This is a genomic window from Nocardioides sp. NPDC101246 (genome assembly GCF_044767415.1).
GTDB lineage: Bacteria > Actinomycetota > Actinomycetes > Propionibacteriales > Nocardioidaceae > Nocardioides.
In genome coordinates this window covers 473,570-489,234 of sequence record NZ_JBIWNX010000002.1, presented here as the reverse complement: position 1 = coordinate 489,234, position 15,665 = coordinate 473,570, and the positions used below count along the sequence as shown (strand labels likewise).

The 15,665-nt window shown below is 70.6% G+C and carries 14 protein-coding genes; 8 read left to right on the top strand and 6 right to left on the bottom strand.

Annotation, left to right across the window (positions count from 1 at the left end; translation table 11 throughout):
* Nucleotides 1–200: 200 nt before the first annotated feature.
* The gene (locus ACIRON_RS05405; protein WP_402989925.1) at nucleotides 201–1,475 is read right to left on the bottom strand and encodes a hypothetical protein; all 1,275 of its coding nucleotides are present in this window, start codon (nucleotides 1,473–1,475) and stop codon (nucleotides 201–203) included.
* 163 nt (nucleotides 1,476–1,638) lie between these two features.
* Here ACIRON_RS05405 and ACIRON_RS05400 point away from each other — a divergent pair, with 163 nt between their 5' ends.
* Nucleotides 1,639–2,322 (top strand): hypothetical protein, encoded by a 684-nt coding sequence (locus ACIRON_RS05400; RefSeq protein ID WP_402989922.1) that lies wholly within the window; start codon nucleotides 1,639–1,641, stop codon nucleotides 2,320–2,322.
* Here the strand turns inward: ACIRON_RS05400 and cofC are convergent.
* The gene (gene cofC, locus ACIRON_RS05395; RefSeq protein WP_402989920.1) at nucleotides 2,319–2,960 is read right to left on the bottom strand and encodes a 2-phospho-L-lactate guanylyltransferase; all 642 of its coding nucleotides are present in this window, start codon (nucleotides 2,958–2,960) and stop codon (nucleotides 2,319–2,321) included. The two genes, ACIRON_RS05400 and cofC, sit on opposite strands and share 4 nt — an antisense overlap.
* Before the next feature lie 61 nt (nucleotides 2,961–3,021).
* On the opposite strand from cofC, the gene ACIRON_RS05390 reads away from it, so the two are divergent.
* Entirely contained in the window at nucleotides 3,022–3,780 is a 759-nt protein-coding gene (locus ACIRON_RS05390; protein ID WP_402989917.1) for a lysophospholipid acyltransferase family protein, read from the top strand.
* A complete protein-coding gene (locus ACIRON_RS05385; protein WP_402989915.1) occupies nucleotides 3,777–4,790 on the top strand; it encodes an NAD(P)H-dependent glycerol-3-phosphate dehydrogenase in 1,014 nt (337 codons plus the stop codon). The genes ACIRON_RS05390 and ACIRON_RS05385 overlap by 4 nt, the downstream gene beginning before the upstream one ends.
* A 92-nt stretch (nucleotides 4,791–4,882) precedes the next feature.
* On the opposite strand, the gene ACIRON_RS05380 is transcribed toward ACIRON_RS05385, so the two are convergent.
* Nucleotides 4,883–6,538 (bottom strand): glycosyl hydrolase family 18 protein, encoded by a 1,656-nt coding sequence (locus ACIRON_RS05380; RefSeq protein WP_402989912.1) that lies wholly within the window; start codon nucleotides 6,536–6,538, stop codon nucleotides 4,883–4,885.
* A gap of 175 nt (nucleotides 6,539–6,713) precedes the next feature.
* Between ACIRON_RS05380 and ggt the strand changes: the two genes are divergently transcribed.
* Nucleotides 6,714–8,540, top strand: a complete 1,827-nt coding sequence (gene ggt, locus ACIRON_RS05375) for a gamma-glutamyltransferase (RefSeq protein WP_402989909.1) — start codon at nucleotides 6,714–6,716, stop codon at nucleotides 8,538–8,540.
* On the opposite strand, the gene ACIRON_RS05370 is transcribed toward ggt, so the two are convergent.
* The gene (locus ACIRON_RS05370; protein WP_402989906.1) at nucleotides 8,537–9,604 is read right to left on the bottom strand and encodes a trans-sulfuration enzyme family protein; all 1,068 of its coding nucleotides are present in this window, start codon (nucleotides 9,602–9,604) and stop codon (nucleotides 8,537–8,539) included. The two genes, ggt and ACIRON_RS05370, sit on opposite strands and share 4 nt — an antisense overlap.
* Nucleotides 9,605–9,692: 88 nt before the next feature.
* Here ACIRON_RS05370 and ACIRON_RS05365 point away from each other — a divergent pair, with 88 nt between their 5' ends.
* The 3 genes from ACIRON_RS05365 to ACIRON_RS05355 are packed head-to-tail and all read left to right on the top strand — an operon-like array spanning nucleotide 9,693 to nucleotide 13,080.
* Entirely contained in the window at nucleotides 9,693–10,430 is a 738-nt protein-coding gene (locus ACIRON_RS05365; RefSeq protein ID WP_402989903.1) for an alpha/beta fold hydrolase, read from the top strand.
* Nucleotides 10,431–10,453: 23 nt separating this feature from the next.
* Entirely contained in the window at nucleotides 10,454–11,944 is a 1,491-nt protein-coding gene (locus tag ACIRON_RS05360) for a Mur ligase family protein (protein WP_402989900.1), read from the top strand.
* 20 nt (nucleotides 11,945–11,964) lie between these two features.
* Nucleotides 11,965–13,080, top strand: coding sequence for a hypothetical protein (locus ACIRON_RS05355; protein ID WP_091049567.1), 1,116 nt, complete (start codon nucleotides 11,965–11,967; stop codon nucleotides 13,078–13,080).
* Nucleotides 13,081–13,183: 103 nt separating this feature from the next.
* On the opposite strand, the gene ACIRON_RS05350 is transcribed toward ACIRON_RS05355, so the two are convergent.
* Nucleotides 13,184–14,140 (bottom strand): D-alanine--D-alanine ligase, encoded by a 957-nt coding sequence (locus tag ACIRON_RS05350; protein WP_402989897.1) that lies wholly within the window; start codon nucleotides 14,138–14,140, stop codon nucleotides 13,184–13,186.
* 37 nt (nucleotides 14,141–14,177) lie between these two features.
* Nucleotides 14,178–14,414 carry an Lrp/AsnC family transcriptional regulator gene (locus ACIRON_RS05345; RefSeq protein WP_008358330.1) on the bottom strand — a complete coding sequence of 79 codons (237 nt, stop codon included), beginning with the start codon at nucleotides 14,412–14,414 and terminating at the stop codon, nucleotides 14,178–14,180.
* 155 nt (nucleotides 14,415–14,569) lie between these two features.
* Here ACIRON_RS05345 and ACIRON_RS05340 point away from each other — a divergent pair, with 155 nt between their 5' ends.
* Nucleotides 14,570–15,526, top strand: a complete 957-nt coding sequence (locus ACIRON_RS05340; protein ID WP_402989893.1) for a thiamine-phosphate kinase — start codon at nucleotides 14,570–14,572, stop codon at nucleotides 15,524–15,526.
* The last annotated feature ends 139 nt before the right edge of the window (nucleotides 15,527–15,665 follow it).

Below are 15,665 nucleotides of genomic sequence, written 5' to 3'. Positions count from 1 at the left end.
GCCCCCCCCCCCGGGCCGGCCGCGCCCCCCCCCCGCCCCCCCCCCCCCCCCCCCCCCCCCCCCCCCGCGCCCCCCCCCCCGCCCCCCCCCCCCCCCCCCCCCCCCCCGGCCCCCCCCCCCGCCCCCCCCCCCCCCCCGGGGGGGGGTGGGGGGGGGGCCCGCCCCCCCCCCCCCCCCCCCACAACTGCTTTTTCGGCTGGTCAGGGGATGCGGATCTGGCCGTCGGCGGCACGCTGGGAGCCGGTGACGCGGTCGCAGGAGCCGGTGTCGACCCAGCAGCGGAGGTACCAGGAGTCGGTGGTGGTGGCGGTGTAGAGGACGACGCTGCGGTCGGACTCGAAGCCGGCGACGCGGACCTTCTCGACGGAGTCGGGTACGCGCAGGTCGATGTGCTCGGAGGTGCTCATGTTGACCGCGATGCCGCGCTCGGCGCCGTAGCTGATCATCCCGGGATCGCTGGGGTTGCGGGCGATGGCGACGATCGAGCCGTCGGGGGAGTCCGCGACCGATCCGGGCAGGGGTGCGTGGACGCCGGGCTGGGTGAGGCTGCCGTCCGCCTCGATGGCGGCGAAGCGGGCCTCCCACTCGCTGGGGTTGTGGAGGAGTACGCCGCGCCGCAGCGGGATCAGCTGCTGGTAGCCGAGCGGCAGCGAGATCCGCTGGGTGGCCTCGCCGGGATCCCAGGCGGTCACCGGCGGCCGGGAGACGGTGAGCTCGCCGTAGTTGCCGGGCACCGCCGGCGGGGCGGGCACGATGCCGGTGCGGAAGTAGGCGCGGGTGCGGTCGGTGCCCAGCACCGCGGTGGCGACAGGGGTGCCCTCGAGCGCGAGCCGGTCGGTCTCCTCGCCGGTCGTGGTGTCCACGGCGACGAGTGCGGAGGCGGCGTCGCCGGTCTGCTGGAGCGCGTAGAGCTGGTTGCCGTCCTTGCTCAGGACCGGCTGGGTCCACAGGCCGGGGACCTGGATGGTCGACCCGCGCCGCGCGATCCACACCGGACCGGGCTTGTCCGCACGCTCGTACATCAGCACCGTCCACGCGGCCACGCTCATCTGGGAGCCGAAGACCTTCTGCGGCTTCGCGCCGAGCTGGAGCCGGCCGGCCCGGTCGACGAAGGGCAGGGTCGTCGCGGGGCCGACGGGCAGGTCCGCGTACGTCGCCGGGACCGCCGGCTCGCTGTTGCGGACCGTGGGGGCCGGCGGCGCGGGCGTGGGGACGTTGGCGCCGGTGCGCCCTTCGGCGAGCCGGGTCGTGTGGACGGCCAGCCAGGCCACGGAGGCGATCAGGGCGAGGACGATGCAGGCCGAGAACACGATCCCGGCGCGGCTGTGCCTCGCCATGGTCTGCGGCTCCTCGAGCGCCACCGTGGGCTGCTCCTCGTCGATGTGCACGTCGGTGATGGTCGTACCTTCCTCGTCCTGTCTCCCGAAGGCTGCGACGTCGATGCAATGCTGCGGACGTGCCCCGAGTCTCTCCACGGTAACCACGTCGAGGCGCCGGAATCAGGAGAGATCAGGTGAACAGTCCGTTTTCACATGCCGTCGGTATGTTCGGAAGTCCCGGAGATGGCCTAAGGTCGATCGTGTGGTGAGAAAACGAGTAGCTGATGCAGGCAAACAGGCCGGAAGAGTAGTCGGCACGGTGCGGGAGACGGCCGGGAAGCTGGTCGCCGACGTGGTGTCCGGCAAGCTCAAGGTCCCCGCCGTTCCGAAGGTCAAGGTCCCGCGGCCAGGGCGCAAGGCGCCGGCCAAGGCCGCCGAGCCGGTCGTGGAGCGGCCCGCCGAGCCGACCCCCGAGCCGGTCGTGAAGCCCGAGCCGACCGCCGACAAGGTCGAGACGACCCCGGTCGAGAAGCCCGTGGCGGCGAAGAAGACCACGGCCAAGAAGACCACGGCCAAGAAGAGCACCGCGACGAAGACGACCGCGGCGAAGAAGACGACGGCGAAGAAGGCTCCGGCGGCGAAGCAGACCACCGCCAAGAAGACGACAGCCAAGAAGGCTCCGGCGGCGAAGAAGGCCACCGCAGGCGCGGCCACTGCGGCGAAGGAGACCGCCGCCGCGGACGCCCCGGCGACGACCGCCCCGGCGACGACCGCCGCGAAGAAGACTGCTGCGAAGAAGACTGCTGCGAAGAAGACGACCGCGGCGAAGACGACCGCGGCGAAGAAGACGACGGCCGCGAAGAAGACCACGGCCGCGAAGAAGACCACGGCCGCCAAGAAGACCACGGCCGCCAAGAAGGCTCCGGCGGCGAAGAAGGCGCCCGCGAGCGAGACGTCGACCAGCCCGACCACCGGGCCCGAGACGCCGCCCGCCGAGTCCTAGCCGAGACTCCCGACGCGCACCGACGCGAGAGTCGTACGCGGCCCGAGCCCCAGGCTGCGTACGGTCTCGAGGTCCTCGAGGGTGTCGACGTCGTGGCGAAGCGAGTCGAGGTCGCCCTCCAGCGGATGGGCGCCGCCGTCGCGGTGGGCGGCGGCTGAGCCGGGCCCGAACGCGGGCCGGAACCGGTCGTGGGGCGCGGTGTAGAGCGTGGTGCCCCCGCCGGCCGCGTCCTCGACGTACGCGGCCCCGAACCCGTCCGCGGCGCTCAGCGCCGCGTCGAGGTCGGCGGAGCGGAGAGCCGGCAGGTCCCCGCACAGGGCAGCAGGGCGGAGCCCCGGCCAGCGGCGCCGGGCTTCGAGCGCTCCTTGCACGAGGGTCTCGTTGAGGTCCCCGCTGACCCCGTCGGGGATGACGGCAGCGCCGAGACGGGCGACGTCGGCGGCGAAGTAGGAGTCGTCGGTGATCACCAGCACGGCGCCGACGCCCGCGGCGGCCAGACACGACTCGGCGGTGTCGAGGGCGAACGACCGGGCGAGATCGGCCCGTTCGTGCGACTCGATTCCGACCAGCCGGGACTTGCCGCGCGCCGGAGGCTTGACGGGCAGCAGTACGACGTAACCGGGTGCAGGTACAGGCATCGAGGTAGATCCTGACAGGTATCTCACAACCACGCGGAGACGGCCCGGTAGCCTGCCCTGCGTGGGAAAGTACCGGAAGTTCCAGGAGGACAAGCTCGGCTGGCCGTGGGTCGTGGCCGTCGGCATCGTGAAGCCCGTCCTTCTCGCGACCACCAAGCACCAGTGGGAGGGCGGCGAGAAGATCCCGGAGAGCGGGGGAGCGGTGATCGCGCTCAACCATGTCTCCGAGATCGACCCGTTCACCGCCGCGCACATCGTCTGGGACTACGGCCGTCGGCCGAGCTACCTGGGGAAGGCGAGCCTGTTCAAGGGCGCGCTGGGCAAGTATCTGCGCGCGGCCGGTCAGATCCCGGTCGACCGGAAGGCAGGTGCGTCCGCGTTCGACGAGGCCGTCAAGGCGGTCAATGCCGGCAGCATCGTGGTCGTCTACGTCGAGGGCTCGATCACCAAGGACCCGAACGGCTGGCCGATGCGCGGCAAGTCCGGTGCGGCCCGGATCGCGCTCGCGACCGGTGCCCCGGTCTACCCGGTGGGACAGTGGGGCGCCCAGGACCTGCTTCCGGCCTACTCCGTCAAGCCGCACCTGATCGGCCGCAAGATGATCCAGATGAAGATCGGTGACCCGGTCGACCTGAAGGATCTCGAGGTCCAGGAGCACACCTCGGCGGTCGTCAACCAGGCGACCGACCGGATCATGAAGGCGATCGTCGGCCTGGTGGCCGACATCCGGGAGGAGGAGCCGCCCAGCGAGCTCTTCGACCCGAAGAAGGCCGGCGTGAACGAGACCGGGAACCCCGACAAGAAGAGGAACACCAAATGAGCGGAGCATCGGGCAAGGTAGCGGTCTTCGGAGCGGGCTCGTGGGGCACCGCGTTCTCGGTCATCCTCGCCGACGCCGGCAACGACGTGACCATGTGGGCGCGCCGTGAGGAGGTCGCCGCGGCGATCAACGACACCCACGAGAACCCCGACTACCACCCGGGCACCGAGCTGCCGCACAACATCAGCGCGACCCACGACATGGAGAAGGCGGCGTACGGGGCCGAGCTGGTCGTCCTCGCGGCGCCCTCGCAGACGCTGCGCGCCAACCTCACCGACTGGGCGCCGTTCCTGCCCCAGGACGTACCGCTGGTCTCGCTGATGAAGGGTGTCGAGCTCGGCACCCTCGAGCGGATGAGCGAGGTGATCGCCCATGTCACGGGTGCGGGACCGGAGCGGATCGCGGTGGTCAGCGGCCCCAACCTGTCCAAGGAGATCATCCGTCGCGAGCCCGCCGCCGGAGTGGTGGCGTGCGCCGACGAGGAGGTCGCCAAGGCGATCCAGGCGCGTGTGCACTCGCCGGCGTTCCGTCCCTACACCTCGACCGACGTGGTCGGCTGCGAGATCGGCGGGGCCTACAAGAACGTGGTCGCGATCTCGACCGGGATGGCCGCCGGGATGGGTTTCGGCGACAACACCCAGGCGTCGCTGATCACCCGTGGCCTCGCCGAGACCGCGCGGCTGGCGATGCAGCTCGGCGCCAACCCGATGACCCTCATGGGTCTGGCCGGCCTCGGTGACCTGGCCGCGACCTGCTCCTCGCCGCTGTCTCGCAACCGTACGTTCGGGGAGAAGCTCGGCAAGGGCATGACCACCGCTGACATCCTCGCCTCCAGCCACCAGGTCGCCGAGGGCGCCAAGTCGTCGCACTCGCTGCGCGAGCTGGCCGCGAAGGTCGGGGTCGACGTGCCGCTGGCGCAGTACGTCGACGACGTCGTCTCCGGCGCCAAGACCGTCAGCGAGATCATGGACGAGATGCTCGAGCGGCCGACGAAGGCGGAGACCGAGTAGGTCCCTTCGTCAAGGTATGCAGGCGAAGGCCCGCTTCCCGCGCGGAACTCCGCGCGGGAAGCGGGCCTTTGTCTGCATACCTTGACGAAGGCTCAGGCGGTGCCGAGGTCCTTCCAGGGGCCCCACTCCTCGGTGCCGGGGGTGTTGCCCTGGGTCCACCACTTGGCCTCCCACAGGTGACCGCCGTAGGTGACGCGGTCACCGGCGACGTACACCGTGCTGGCCGACCATGCGGCTGCGGCCGGCGGGTCCGTCGGCGGGTCGGTCGGCGGGTCCGTGGGCTCCTCGGTCGGCGGGTCGGTCGGGTCCGGCTCCTCGACCGGGCCGCCGGTGCCGTTGCGCATCGCGTCGGCGAAGGTGCCGACCAGCTCGCCCTGACGGTCACCGGACAGCTCCCACCACATGCCTCCGCCGAGGCCCTTGGAGATGGCGTAGGAGGCCTTCTGCGCGATCGTCCGGGTGTTGTCGTAGCTCCACCACTGGTTGCCGTCGTAGCGCCACGCGGCGCCGACCGCGGCGTCGTAGTGGTCGGTGCCGCGGGACTTGAGCTTGTCGTAGTCCTCGTTGCCCGCCTCGTACGTCCCTGGTGCCGCGGCGGTCGCCGGACCCCACGCGTTGGCCGAGCTGGCTCCCTGCCAGCCGCGGCCGTACGCCGCCATGCCCAGGCCGAGCTGGGCCGGTGAGACGCCGGCGTCGAGGTACTCGCTGACCGACTCGTCCACGCTGAACCGCTTGCCGTCGGGGCGGGGGTCGGCGGGGTCGGGGTAGAGGTTGCCCTGGTGGCCGGTCAGCGTCGGGTCCCAGGCGCCCCACAGGTCATAGCCCTGGATGTTGCCGAAGTCGAGGGAGTCGAAGATCGCCGGGTCGTTCCAGCCGCCCGCCTCGATGTCTTGCGGGTTGGCCGGAAGGAACGCCGAGAGCTGGTAGTCCTTGCCCGTGGTCGAGCCGAGGGCGTCCAGCTGGGAGCGGAACTCGGCCAGGAGCGCCTTGAAGTTGGCGCGGTCGTTGACCGGGTCGACATGGTTGCCGGTGTTGCCGTTGGGCGATCCCGGCCACTCCCAGTCGATGTCGAAGCCGTCGAAGACGCCCGCGGCCGATCCGGCGCCACCGCGGCCGTCGATGACCGGCAGGTTGCCCTTGATGTAGAGGTCGACGCAGGAGGAGACGAACTTGCGTCGCGACTCCGGGGTCGCCGCGGCGAGGGAGAAGTTCTTCGACCAGGTCCAGCCGCCCAGCGAGAGCAGGACCTTCAGGTCGGGGTGCTTCGCCTTGAGCTGCTTGAGCTGGTTGAAGGAGCCGGCCAGGGGCTGGTCCCAGCTGTCGGCGGTTCCGGAGACGGACGCGTCCGCGGCGTACGACATCCCGTAGTCGGCGTAGGCGTCACCGGCGCCGTCGGAGCCGTTGGGCCCCTCGCCCTGGGCCTTGTTGGCCTCGAAGCACGTCAGCGTCTGGTGGTGGATGTTGCCGAAGGCGTAGTTGAGGTGGGTGAGGTCGTTCGCGACCCCGGACGTCTCCAGCTGCTTGAGCTTGAAGGCGCGGCCGTAGACGCCCCACTGCACGAAGTAGCCGACGTTGCGGTAGCCGTTGATCGCGGTCGGCTCCGCGGCGGCTGTCTTCAGCGATGCGCTGGATGGAGTGCTGGTGAGGACGAGCGTGCCGGTGAGGGCGAGTGCTCCGGCGAGTGAGCCGACGAGCAGGCCGATGATCCGGCGTGATCTCCGTGGGGAACGGGGCAAGGCGACATGCATGGTGACACCTCCGAGGTGATGGCTGGCTCGGGCACCAGGCGCCCGAATCGCCATTCGATGGTGGCAGGCAGTTTGTTTGTAAGCAACCCTTACTAATTAAGGAATTTCAGAACGTAATTCGAGGTCGGCGGCGAAGTAGTACGTTCGACGGGCCGTCAATCTCTGGGAGACCGCCATGCTCGGACGCCGCTCTGCAGTTGTCGCCACACTGACCGGAGGTGCGCTCGCGCTGGCCACCCTGGTCCCGTACGCCGGGGCGGCCGTCGCTCCGGACGGCAGGCCGGCACCACCACCGAAGATGCCCACCGCGGTCGGGTACGGCGGCGCGGTGGCGAGCGTCGACGCCGACGCGAGCCGGGTCGGGCTCGAGGTGCTGCGCACAGGTGGAAACGCGGTCGACGCCGCGGTCGCGGCGGCTGCGGCGCTCGGCGTGACCGAGCCCTACTCGGCCGGGATCGGCGGGGGCGGCTTCTTCGTGCACTACTCCGCGCGCACCGGTGAGGTCGAGACGATCGACGGGCGGGAGAAGGCGCCGGCCGCGATGCCGCACGACGCGTTCATCGACCCCGAGACCGGGAATGAGTACCCGTTCTTCCCCGACATGGTCACCAGCGGAGCCTCGGTCGGCGTGCCCGGCACCCCGCTGACCTGGGACAAGGCGCTTCGAAAGTGGGGGACGCGCTCGCTCGCCCAGTCGCTCGCGCCGGCCGCGCGACTGGCCCGTCAGGGGTTCGTCGTCGACGAGACCTTCCGCCAGCAGACAGTCGACAACGCGGAACGTTTCGCAGCGATCGATTCCACAGCGGAACTATTCCTTCCCGGAGGATCGGCGCCCGAGGTCGGGAGCCGGTTCCGCAACCCCGACCTCGCCGCCACCTACGACCTGCTCGGCCGCAAGGGCGTGAAGGCCTTCTACCGCGGCCCGCTGGCCGCGCAGATCGCCAAGACGGTCGCCGAGCCGCCGAAGACCGACGACACCGACCTGCCGGTTCCGGCCGGCTGGGTGACCACCGAGGACCTCGACGCCTACACCGCCCCCGATCGCGAGCCGACCCGCTCGACCTACCGGGACCTGGAGGTCTACGGGATGGCGCCGCCGTCCTCGGGAGGCACCTCGGTGGGTGAGGCGCTCAACATCCTGGAGCGCTACGAGCTGGCCGGGATGAGCAATACCGAGGCCTACCACCACCTGCTCGAGGCGAGCGCGATCGCCTTCGCCGACCGGGGCGCCTACCTCGGCGACCCCGACCACGTCGACGTACCCGTCGAGGCACTTCTCGACGACACCTTCGCCGCCGAGCGGGCCTGCGGGATCGACCCCGCGGCGGCCCGGCCGAAGCCGGTGGCCGCCGGGGATGCGTACGACTTCGACGGGGTCTGCGACGGCGCGGCAGGCGCGGGCGAGACCGCGAGGGACACCGAGAACCTCGAGACCACCAACCTGACCGTGGTCGACCGTTGGGGCAACGTCGTCGAATACACCCTGACCATCGAGCAGACCGGCGGATCGGGGATCACCGTGCCCGGCCGCGGCTTCATCCTCAACAACGAGCTGACCGACTTCTCGACGACCTACCGGGCCGACGACCCCAACCGGATCGAGCCCGACAAGCGCCCGCGCAGCTCGATGGCACCCACGATCGTCCTCTCCGAGGGCCGGCCCGTGCTGGCGGTCGGGTCACCGGGCGGCTCGACGATCATCACCACGGTGCTCCAGATCCTCGTCGAGCGGTACGCGCGCGACCGGACCCTGCCCGAGGCGATGGCGGCGCCGCGGGTCTCGCAGCGCAACGGAGCGAGCACGGGTGCCGAGCCGGCGTTCATCGAAGCCTACGGAGGGCCGTTGACATCGCTGGGGCACAGCTTCGCCCCGACCGCTGAGCTCGGCGCGGCCACCGCGATCGAGATCGGCCCCGACGGCCTGCTGACCTCGACCGCCGAGCCGTGGCGACGCGGCGGCGGGTCGGCTCTGGTGGTGAGCCCGGTGGCCCCGACCGACTAGCTCCCGATGCGGTCGAGTGCCTGGAGGAGGTCGGCCCAGAGGTCGTCGACGTCCTCGATCCCGACCGACATCCGCACGAGCCCCTCGGGCACCGTCGACGACTCGGTCTTCCAGCGGCGACGGCGCTCGAAGGTGGACTCGACGCCGCCGAGGGAGGTCGCATGGACCCACAGCGAGGTCGAGTGGGTCAGCAGGTCGGCCTGCTCGGCGGTGGGAAGGACGGCCGCGAGCATGCCGCCGAACCCGGGGTAGCGGACCTCCGCGACCGCCGGGTGCGCGGCCAGGCGCTCCGCGAGGGTCGCCGCGTTGGCGGCGGAGCGCTCGACGCGCAGGTGCAGCGTACGGAGCCCGCGAAGCGCCAGCCACGCCTCGAACGGTCCGGGGATCGCCCCGAGTAGGTCGCGACGGGCCTTGAGCACATCCCACAGCGTGTCGTCGGAGACGACGACCGCGCCCATGACGACGTCGGAGTGGCCGGCGATGAACTTGGTGGCCGAGTGGATGACGATGTCCGCGCCGAGCGCGAGCGGCTGCTGGAGCAGGGGAGTGGCGAAGGTGTTGTCGACCACGACCCGCGCCCCGGCCTTGTGCGCCGCGGCGATGACGGCCGGCAGGTCGGCCAGCTGCATCCCGGGGTTGGTCGGCGTCTCGACCCAGACCAGTGCGACCTCGCCGTCGAGCTTCTCGAGCAGCTTCACGACCGCGGCGGTGTCGGAGAAGTCCGCGAGGCGCGCGGTCAGCCGGCCGCGCCCCTCGAGGTCGGCCAGCTGACCGATGGTCCCCAGATAGCTCTGCTCGGTGGCCACGACCACGGAGTCGTTGACCAGGTCGAGCAGCGTCGCGATCGCCGCGAGCCCGGACGCGAACGACAGCGCCCGCCCGCCCTCCAGCTTCCCGAGCGCCTCCTCGAACGCCACCCACGCGTCGTTGGTGTAGCGCCCGTACTCCTTGTCCCCGCCGGCCACATAGGTCGAGGCCATCGTGATCGGTACGTTGAGCGGCTGGTCGGGCTCGTGGGCCGGCCGCCCGGCGTGGACGGCGATCGTGGCGGGCTTGTGATCCATGTGTTCGACCCTATTGCTCCCTCGACAACTGAGCCCCACGCGCCGCGCGGTTACGGGTCAGGGCATGGTCCCGGATAAGGTTGCGGCCGTGTTGACGACCCTGCTGGATGGACGTGCCTTCGGTGAGAAGCACGGCAAGGATGCTGCCACCGTCGTGGCGCTGCACGGCTGGGCGCGCAACCGCAGCGACTGGGGCTCGACGCTCGAGGGCCTGGACGCGCTCGCGCTCGACCAGCCCGGCTTCGGTGCCACGCCTGCCCCTGAGGAGGGATGGGGGACGAGAGCGTACGCCGAGTGGCTCGCCGAGATCCTGCGAGGCCTCGACCGACCTGTCCTCGTCGGGCACTCCTTCGGTGGCCGGGTCTCCGTCCATCTCGCGGCTGCGCATCCCGAGCTCATCCGTGGGGTGGTGCTCACCGGCGTCCCGCTCTTCCGTCCCAAGGCTGGTGGGAAGCCCAAGCTTGCCTACCGGGTCGGGCGCTGGGCGTACTCGAAGAAGCTCATCTCGGAGTCGAAGATGGAGCAGCTGCGGGAGACGTACGGCTCAGAGGACTACCGCAACGCCAAGGGGGTGATGCGCGAGGTGCTCGTGAAGGCCGTCAACGACGATTACACCGACCAGCTCGCGGCCATCCCGAAGGACCTTCCGGTCCGCCTGATCTGGGGTGAGAACGACACCGCCGCACCGGTCTGGATGCCCGGTGAGGCCATGGAGATCCTGGGGGACAACGCGACCCTGGAGATCGTGTCCGGCTCGGCGCACCTGCTCGATGCCGGGCTGGTCAAGAGCCTTCGAGGCTCGATCGACGAACTGCGTACGTTTTGAATCTGAGGGGCTGAAGAAGAAGCATGTGGATCGTCCTGGTCACCTCCGCGCTGACCCTGATCTCCTACTACCGCTGGCTGCGGGTCGCTCAGCGTGAGCACTACGAGCCGATGCGGCTGTTCGCGATCGAGTGGATCTGGATCAAGGCCCGCCCGGTCGAGGCGATCCTGCTCGCCGCGGTGGTCGTGGTCTGTCTGGCCGCGTTCGTGCTGCCCTACGGGGCGCTCGTGGGCGCGCTGCTGTTCATCGGCTGGCCGGCCGGGATGAGCTTCAGCGGTGCCAAGCGGCTGGTGTGGACCGACCGCGTCAAGCGCCTGGCCGGTGTGCTGTTCGTGCTGCACGCGATCGTCACCGTCGTGATCGCGCTGGCGGCGCCAGCCGCCGCCGGCCTTCTCCCGATCCTCGCGGTCCCGCTCGCCGAGGCGGCGCTGGCGATCATGTGGCCGGTCGAGAAGACGATGGCGAAGAAGTGGCAGGTCCAGGCCGCCGCCACGATCAAGAAGGTCAACCCGAGGATCGTCGCGATCACCGGCTCCTACGGCAAGACCTCGACGAAGAACTACGCCACCCACCTCATGCAGGGCCGCTGGTCGACGCTGGCCTCGCCGGCGAGCTTCAACAACGCCATGGGCCTCTCCCGCGCCGTCAACGACCGCCTCCAGCCCGGCACCGACATCTTCGTGGCCGAGATGGGCACCTACGGTCCCGGCGAGATCGCCGAGCTGACCGAGATCTTCCCGCCCGAGGTCGCCGCCATCACCACGATCGGCGAGGCCCACCTGGAGCGGATGAAGTCGCGCGAGACGATCGTGAAGGCCAAGTCGGAGATCCTGCCGAAGGCCGCGACCGTGGTGCTCAACATCGACGTACCCGAGCTCGCCCTCATCGCCGAGAACCTCCGCGCCAGCAAGCGCGTCATCGCCTGCTCGGCCGTGCCGGGCACCGCCGCCGAGGTCGTGGTCGCCGACGGCCGGCTGACCATCAACAACCAGACGTACGCCGTCGACCTCCCCGACGAGGTCGGCCACCCGATCAACGTCGCGATCGCCGTCGGCCTCGCCCTCGCCGTCGAGGTGCCGATCGAGACGATCACCCAGCGGCTGGCGTCGATCCCCGGCACGCCCCACCGCGCCGAGGCCAACAAGACCCCCGGCGGCGTGTGGGTCGTCGACGACACCTTCAACTCCAACCCGACCGGCGCGGCCGCCGCGCTCGCCAAGGCCAAGCGGCTGGCAGGGGAGTCGGGCACGGTGTGGACCATCACGCCCGGTATGGTCGAGCTGGGCACCGAGCAGGCCGCGCGCAACATCGAGTTCGCGCAGGCTGCCACGGCCTCCGACAAGATGCAGCTGTGCATCGTCGGTCGCACCAACCGAAAAGCGCTGCAGGCGGGGGAGCCTGCGCGAACCACTGCGTTCGAAAGCCGTAAGGCGGCAGCGGATCATGCGCTGACCGCCGCCAAGGAGGGCGACGTGGTGCTGTACGAGAACGACCTCCCCGACCACTACGCGTAGGACCCCCAGGAGCTTTCACCATGAGCGTAACCAAGGCCACCATCGTCTTCGGCGGTCCCAGCGCCGAGCACGACATCAGCATCCTCACCGGCCTCCAGGCCGAGCGGGTCCTCTCCGGTGCCGGCGTCGAGGTGACGTGCCTCTACTGGGCGCGTTCCGACAAGTGGTTCCTGGTGCCCGCCAAGCAGGAGGCGCGCGACTTCATCGGTGGCGAGCCGAAGGGCTCCAAGGCGGTCGAGTTCCGCCTCGGCTCCGAGAAGGGCGACGGGTTCTACACCGTCGGCGGCTTCGGCGGTGGCAAGCGCCTCGAGACCGGCCCGATCCTCTCCGCCTTCCACGGCGGTGCGGGCGAGGCCGGCGGCATCCAGTGGCTCTTCGAGCTGGCCGGCCTCAAGGCCACCGGCGCCACCCCGGCCTCCGCCGCGCTCGGCATGGACAAGCTCGCCTTCGGCGCGGTCATGCTCAACGCCGACCTCCCGTCGCTGCAGCGCGAGCTGCTCTCGCGTTACGCCGCCCCGTCCTTCGAGGGCCCCTACATCGTCAAGCCGCGCTTCGGTGGCTCCTCGATCGGCATCGAGGTCGTCGACGACTACGAGACCGGCCTGGCGCTCCTCAACACCTCACCGCACCTGCGTGCGGGCGCGGTCGTCGAGCCGTACCGCCCCGACCTCTTCGACCTCAACGCCTCGGTCCGCACCGCGCCCGAGGTCGTGGTGAGCGACGTCGAGCGTCCGCTGCGCTCGGACGAGGCGAAGATGTACGACTACTCCGCCAAGTACGTCCACACCGACGGCCTCTCCTCCTCCCCGCGCGAGTTCCCGGCCCAGGTCGAGGAGTCGATCACCAAGCAGATCAAGGACCTCGCCGTACGCGTCGTGGAGCTCACCGGCCTGACCGGCATCCTGCGCATCGACTTCCTCTCCGACGGCAAGGGCGAGGTCTTCATCAACGAGGTCAACTCGATCCCCGGCGCCCTCTCGCTCTACCTGTGGCCCGACACCCCGGCCTCCGAGGTGCTCACCAGCGCCATCGCCGAGGCCGAGAAGCACGTCCCCCAGGTCACCCGGAACTTCGAGGAGGGCGTAGCCCTCAAGGCCGCCGGCGGCATCGCCGGCAAGCTCACCGGCCTCAGCTGAGCCCGAGTCGGCTCCAACTGACCGAAAACCACGCCGAGTCGGCTCGTTCTAACGAGCCGACTCGGCGTGGTTTTGCGTCAGGACGAGCCGACTCGGCAAGGGGTCAGCGGGCGAGGGCGCGCTTGAGGAGGGCGAGGGTGACCTCGCCCATCGAGGTGCCGTCGTGCTTGGCGGCGAAGGGGAACACGCTGGTCTCGGTGGCACCGGGGGTGATGGCGACCTCGAGGACGACGAAGCTGCCGTCGGGGGTGACCATGAAGTCGGTGCGGGAGATGTCGCGCATGCCGAGCAGCTCGTGGGCGCGTACGGCGGTCTCGCCGAGCTCGGCGATCAGCGTGTCGGGGAGGTCGGGGCGGCCGAAGCCGACGAACTCGGCGGTGTAGCGCGCCGCGAAGTCGAACTCGTGGCCCTTGCTGAAGTCGATGGCGATCGGGGTCAGCGGCTTGACCCCCTCATCCGTCTCGTGGACCACCACGGAGACGTCGATGCCGCCGTAGAAGCGCTCGATGAGCGCCTCGTCGCAGTAGGCGTAGGTCTTGACCAGGGCGGCGGGGAGGGCGGAGAGGCCGTCGACGCCGGTGACGCCGAGCGCCGAGCCGCCGCGTGAGGGCTTGACCACGACCCGCTCACCCAGCCGGGAGATGACGTGCTCCATCAGCACCGGCGCCCCGACGTCGCGGAACGTCGTGGACGACAGCGAGACCGAGTCCGGCACCGGGATGCCCCCGCGGCGCAGGAGCTCGCGGGCGGCCGTCTTGTCGAACGCGACGCGGCAGGAGGTGGAGACGGTGCCGACGTACGGGATCCCGATCAGCTCCAGCAGCGTCTGGATCTCGCCGTCCTCACCGAACTGGCCGTGCAGAGCCGGCAGCGCCACGACCGCCTTGTCGCGCTCGAGGTTGTGCAGCAGCGCCCGGTCGAAGTCGTACGCAGCCACCTCCACGCCCAGCGCCGACAGCTCGCGCACGAGGTTGCGGCCAGAGGCCAGCGACACGTCGCGTTCGTGGCTCAGCCCGCCGGCGATGACGGCGACGGGCCCGGAAAGAGGAGGTGTGCTCATGAGTTCGTTGTAACAGACGGCCGGGTGCAGCCGTAAATCAGATGTGGACGACCGGGCAGGTCAGGGTGCGGGTGATGCCTTCGAGGCTCTGGACGCGCGCCACGACCATCTTGCCGAGCTCGTCGACGTTGCGGGCCTCGGCACGGACGATCACGTCGTACGGACCGGTGACGTCCTCAGCCAGGGTCACGCCCTGGATCTTGCCGATCTCGGTGGCGACCTCCGCGGCCTTGCCGACGTCGGTCTGGATGAGGATGTACGCCTGTACGACCATGGTGCTGCTCCTGTTCTCCGTGCCTTCCTTGGCACAACGTCAGGCAAGTAACCTATCGCGTTATCTGTCGATCGACCTACACCGACCCTTGGGATAAGACACGGCGATGCGTGTCCCGGTATCTCCGCGCATCGCGAGGAGGGTTGGATGGAGCCATGGCTTTTCCGAGGGACACGACGCTCGCCGACATCGGTGAGTTCGGGCTGATCACCGAGATGACCAAGCACTTCGCCCAGGGAGAGCAGGTGCTGGTCGGCCCCGGTGACGACGCTGCGCTGGTGCGCGTCAAGCAGGGCCACGTGGTGGTCTCGACCGACCTGCTCGTCGAGGGCCGCCACTTCCGGCGGGACTGGGCCGAGGCGTCCCACATCGGCCACCGGGCGGCGGGCCAGAACCTCGCCGACATCGCCGCGATGGGTGGCGTCGCCCACTCGATGACTCTCGGGCTCGCCCTTCCCGCGGACCTCCCGGCCGAGTGGGCGGTCGACTTCGCCGAGGGATTCGCCGCGGAGTGCGCGCTGGTCGGGGCCTCCGTCGTCGGCGGTGACATCACCGGTGCCGACCAGATCGTGATCTCCGTGACAGCCATCGGCGCGGTCGCCCAGGCACCGGTCCTTCGCTCCGGTGCGGAGCCGGGCGACGTACTCGCGCTGTGTGGCCGCCAGGGGTGGGCCGCGGCCGGCCTGGCGATCCTCAAGCGAGGCTTCCGCTCACCACGCGTGCTGGTCGACGCCTACCGCCGCCCGCAGCCGCCGTACGCAGCCGGTCCCGCCGCCGCGGCGGCCGGTGCCTCGGCACTGATCGACGTCTCCGACGGTCTCCTGTCCGAGGCCCGGCACATCGCCGATGCCTCGGAGGTCTCCATCGACGTGCACACCGCCGCGCTGACCGTCCCCGACGAGCTCAACGCGGTCGCCTCGGCCACGGGCGCCGACGCGCTCGCGTTCGTGCTGGGCGGGGGAGAGGACCACTCCCTGCTCGCCGCGTTCCCGCCTGACGTCGAGCTGCCGCAGGGGTGGACCGTGATCGGGACGATCGGTGAGCCGGGTGGGGAGCCGGTCACGGTCGACGGGGAGGTCTACGAGGGGGCTACGGGGTGGACGCACTTCTGAGCGTCCAGAAACCCGTGCCTGGGTTCGTCTTTCGGTCTGGCTTGCGTCGGGTTTGCGGGGGGGGGGGGGGGCCCCCCCCCCCCCCCCGGGGGGGGGGGGGGCCCGGGCGGGGGGGGGGGGGCGCGCCCGGCGGGGCGGC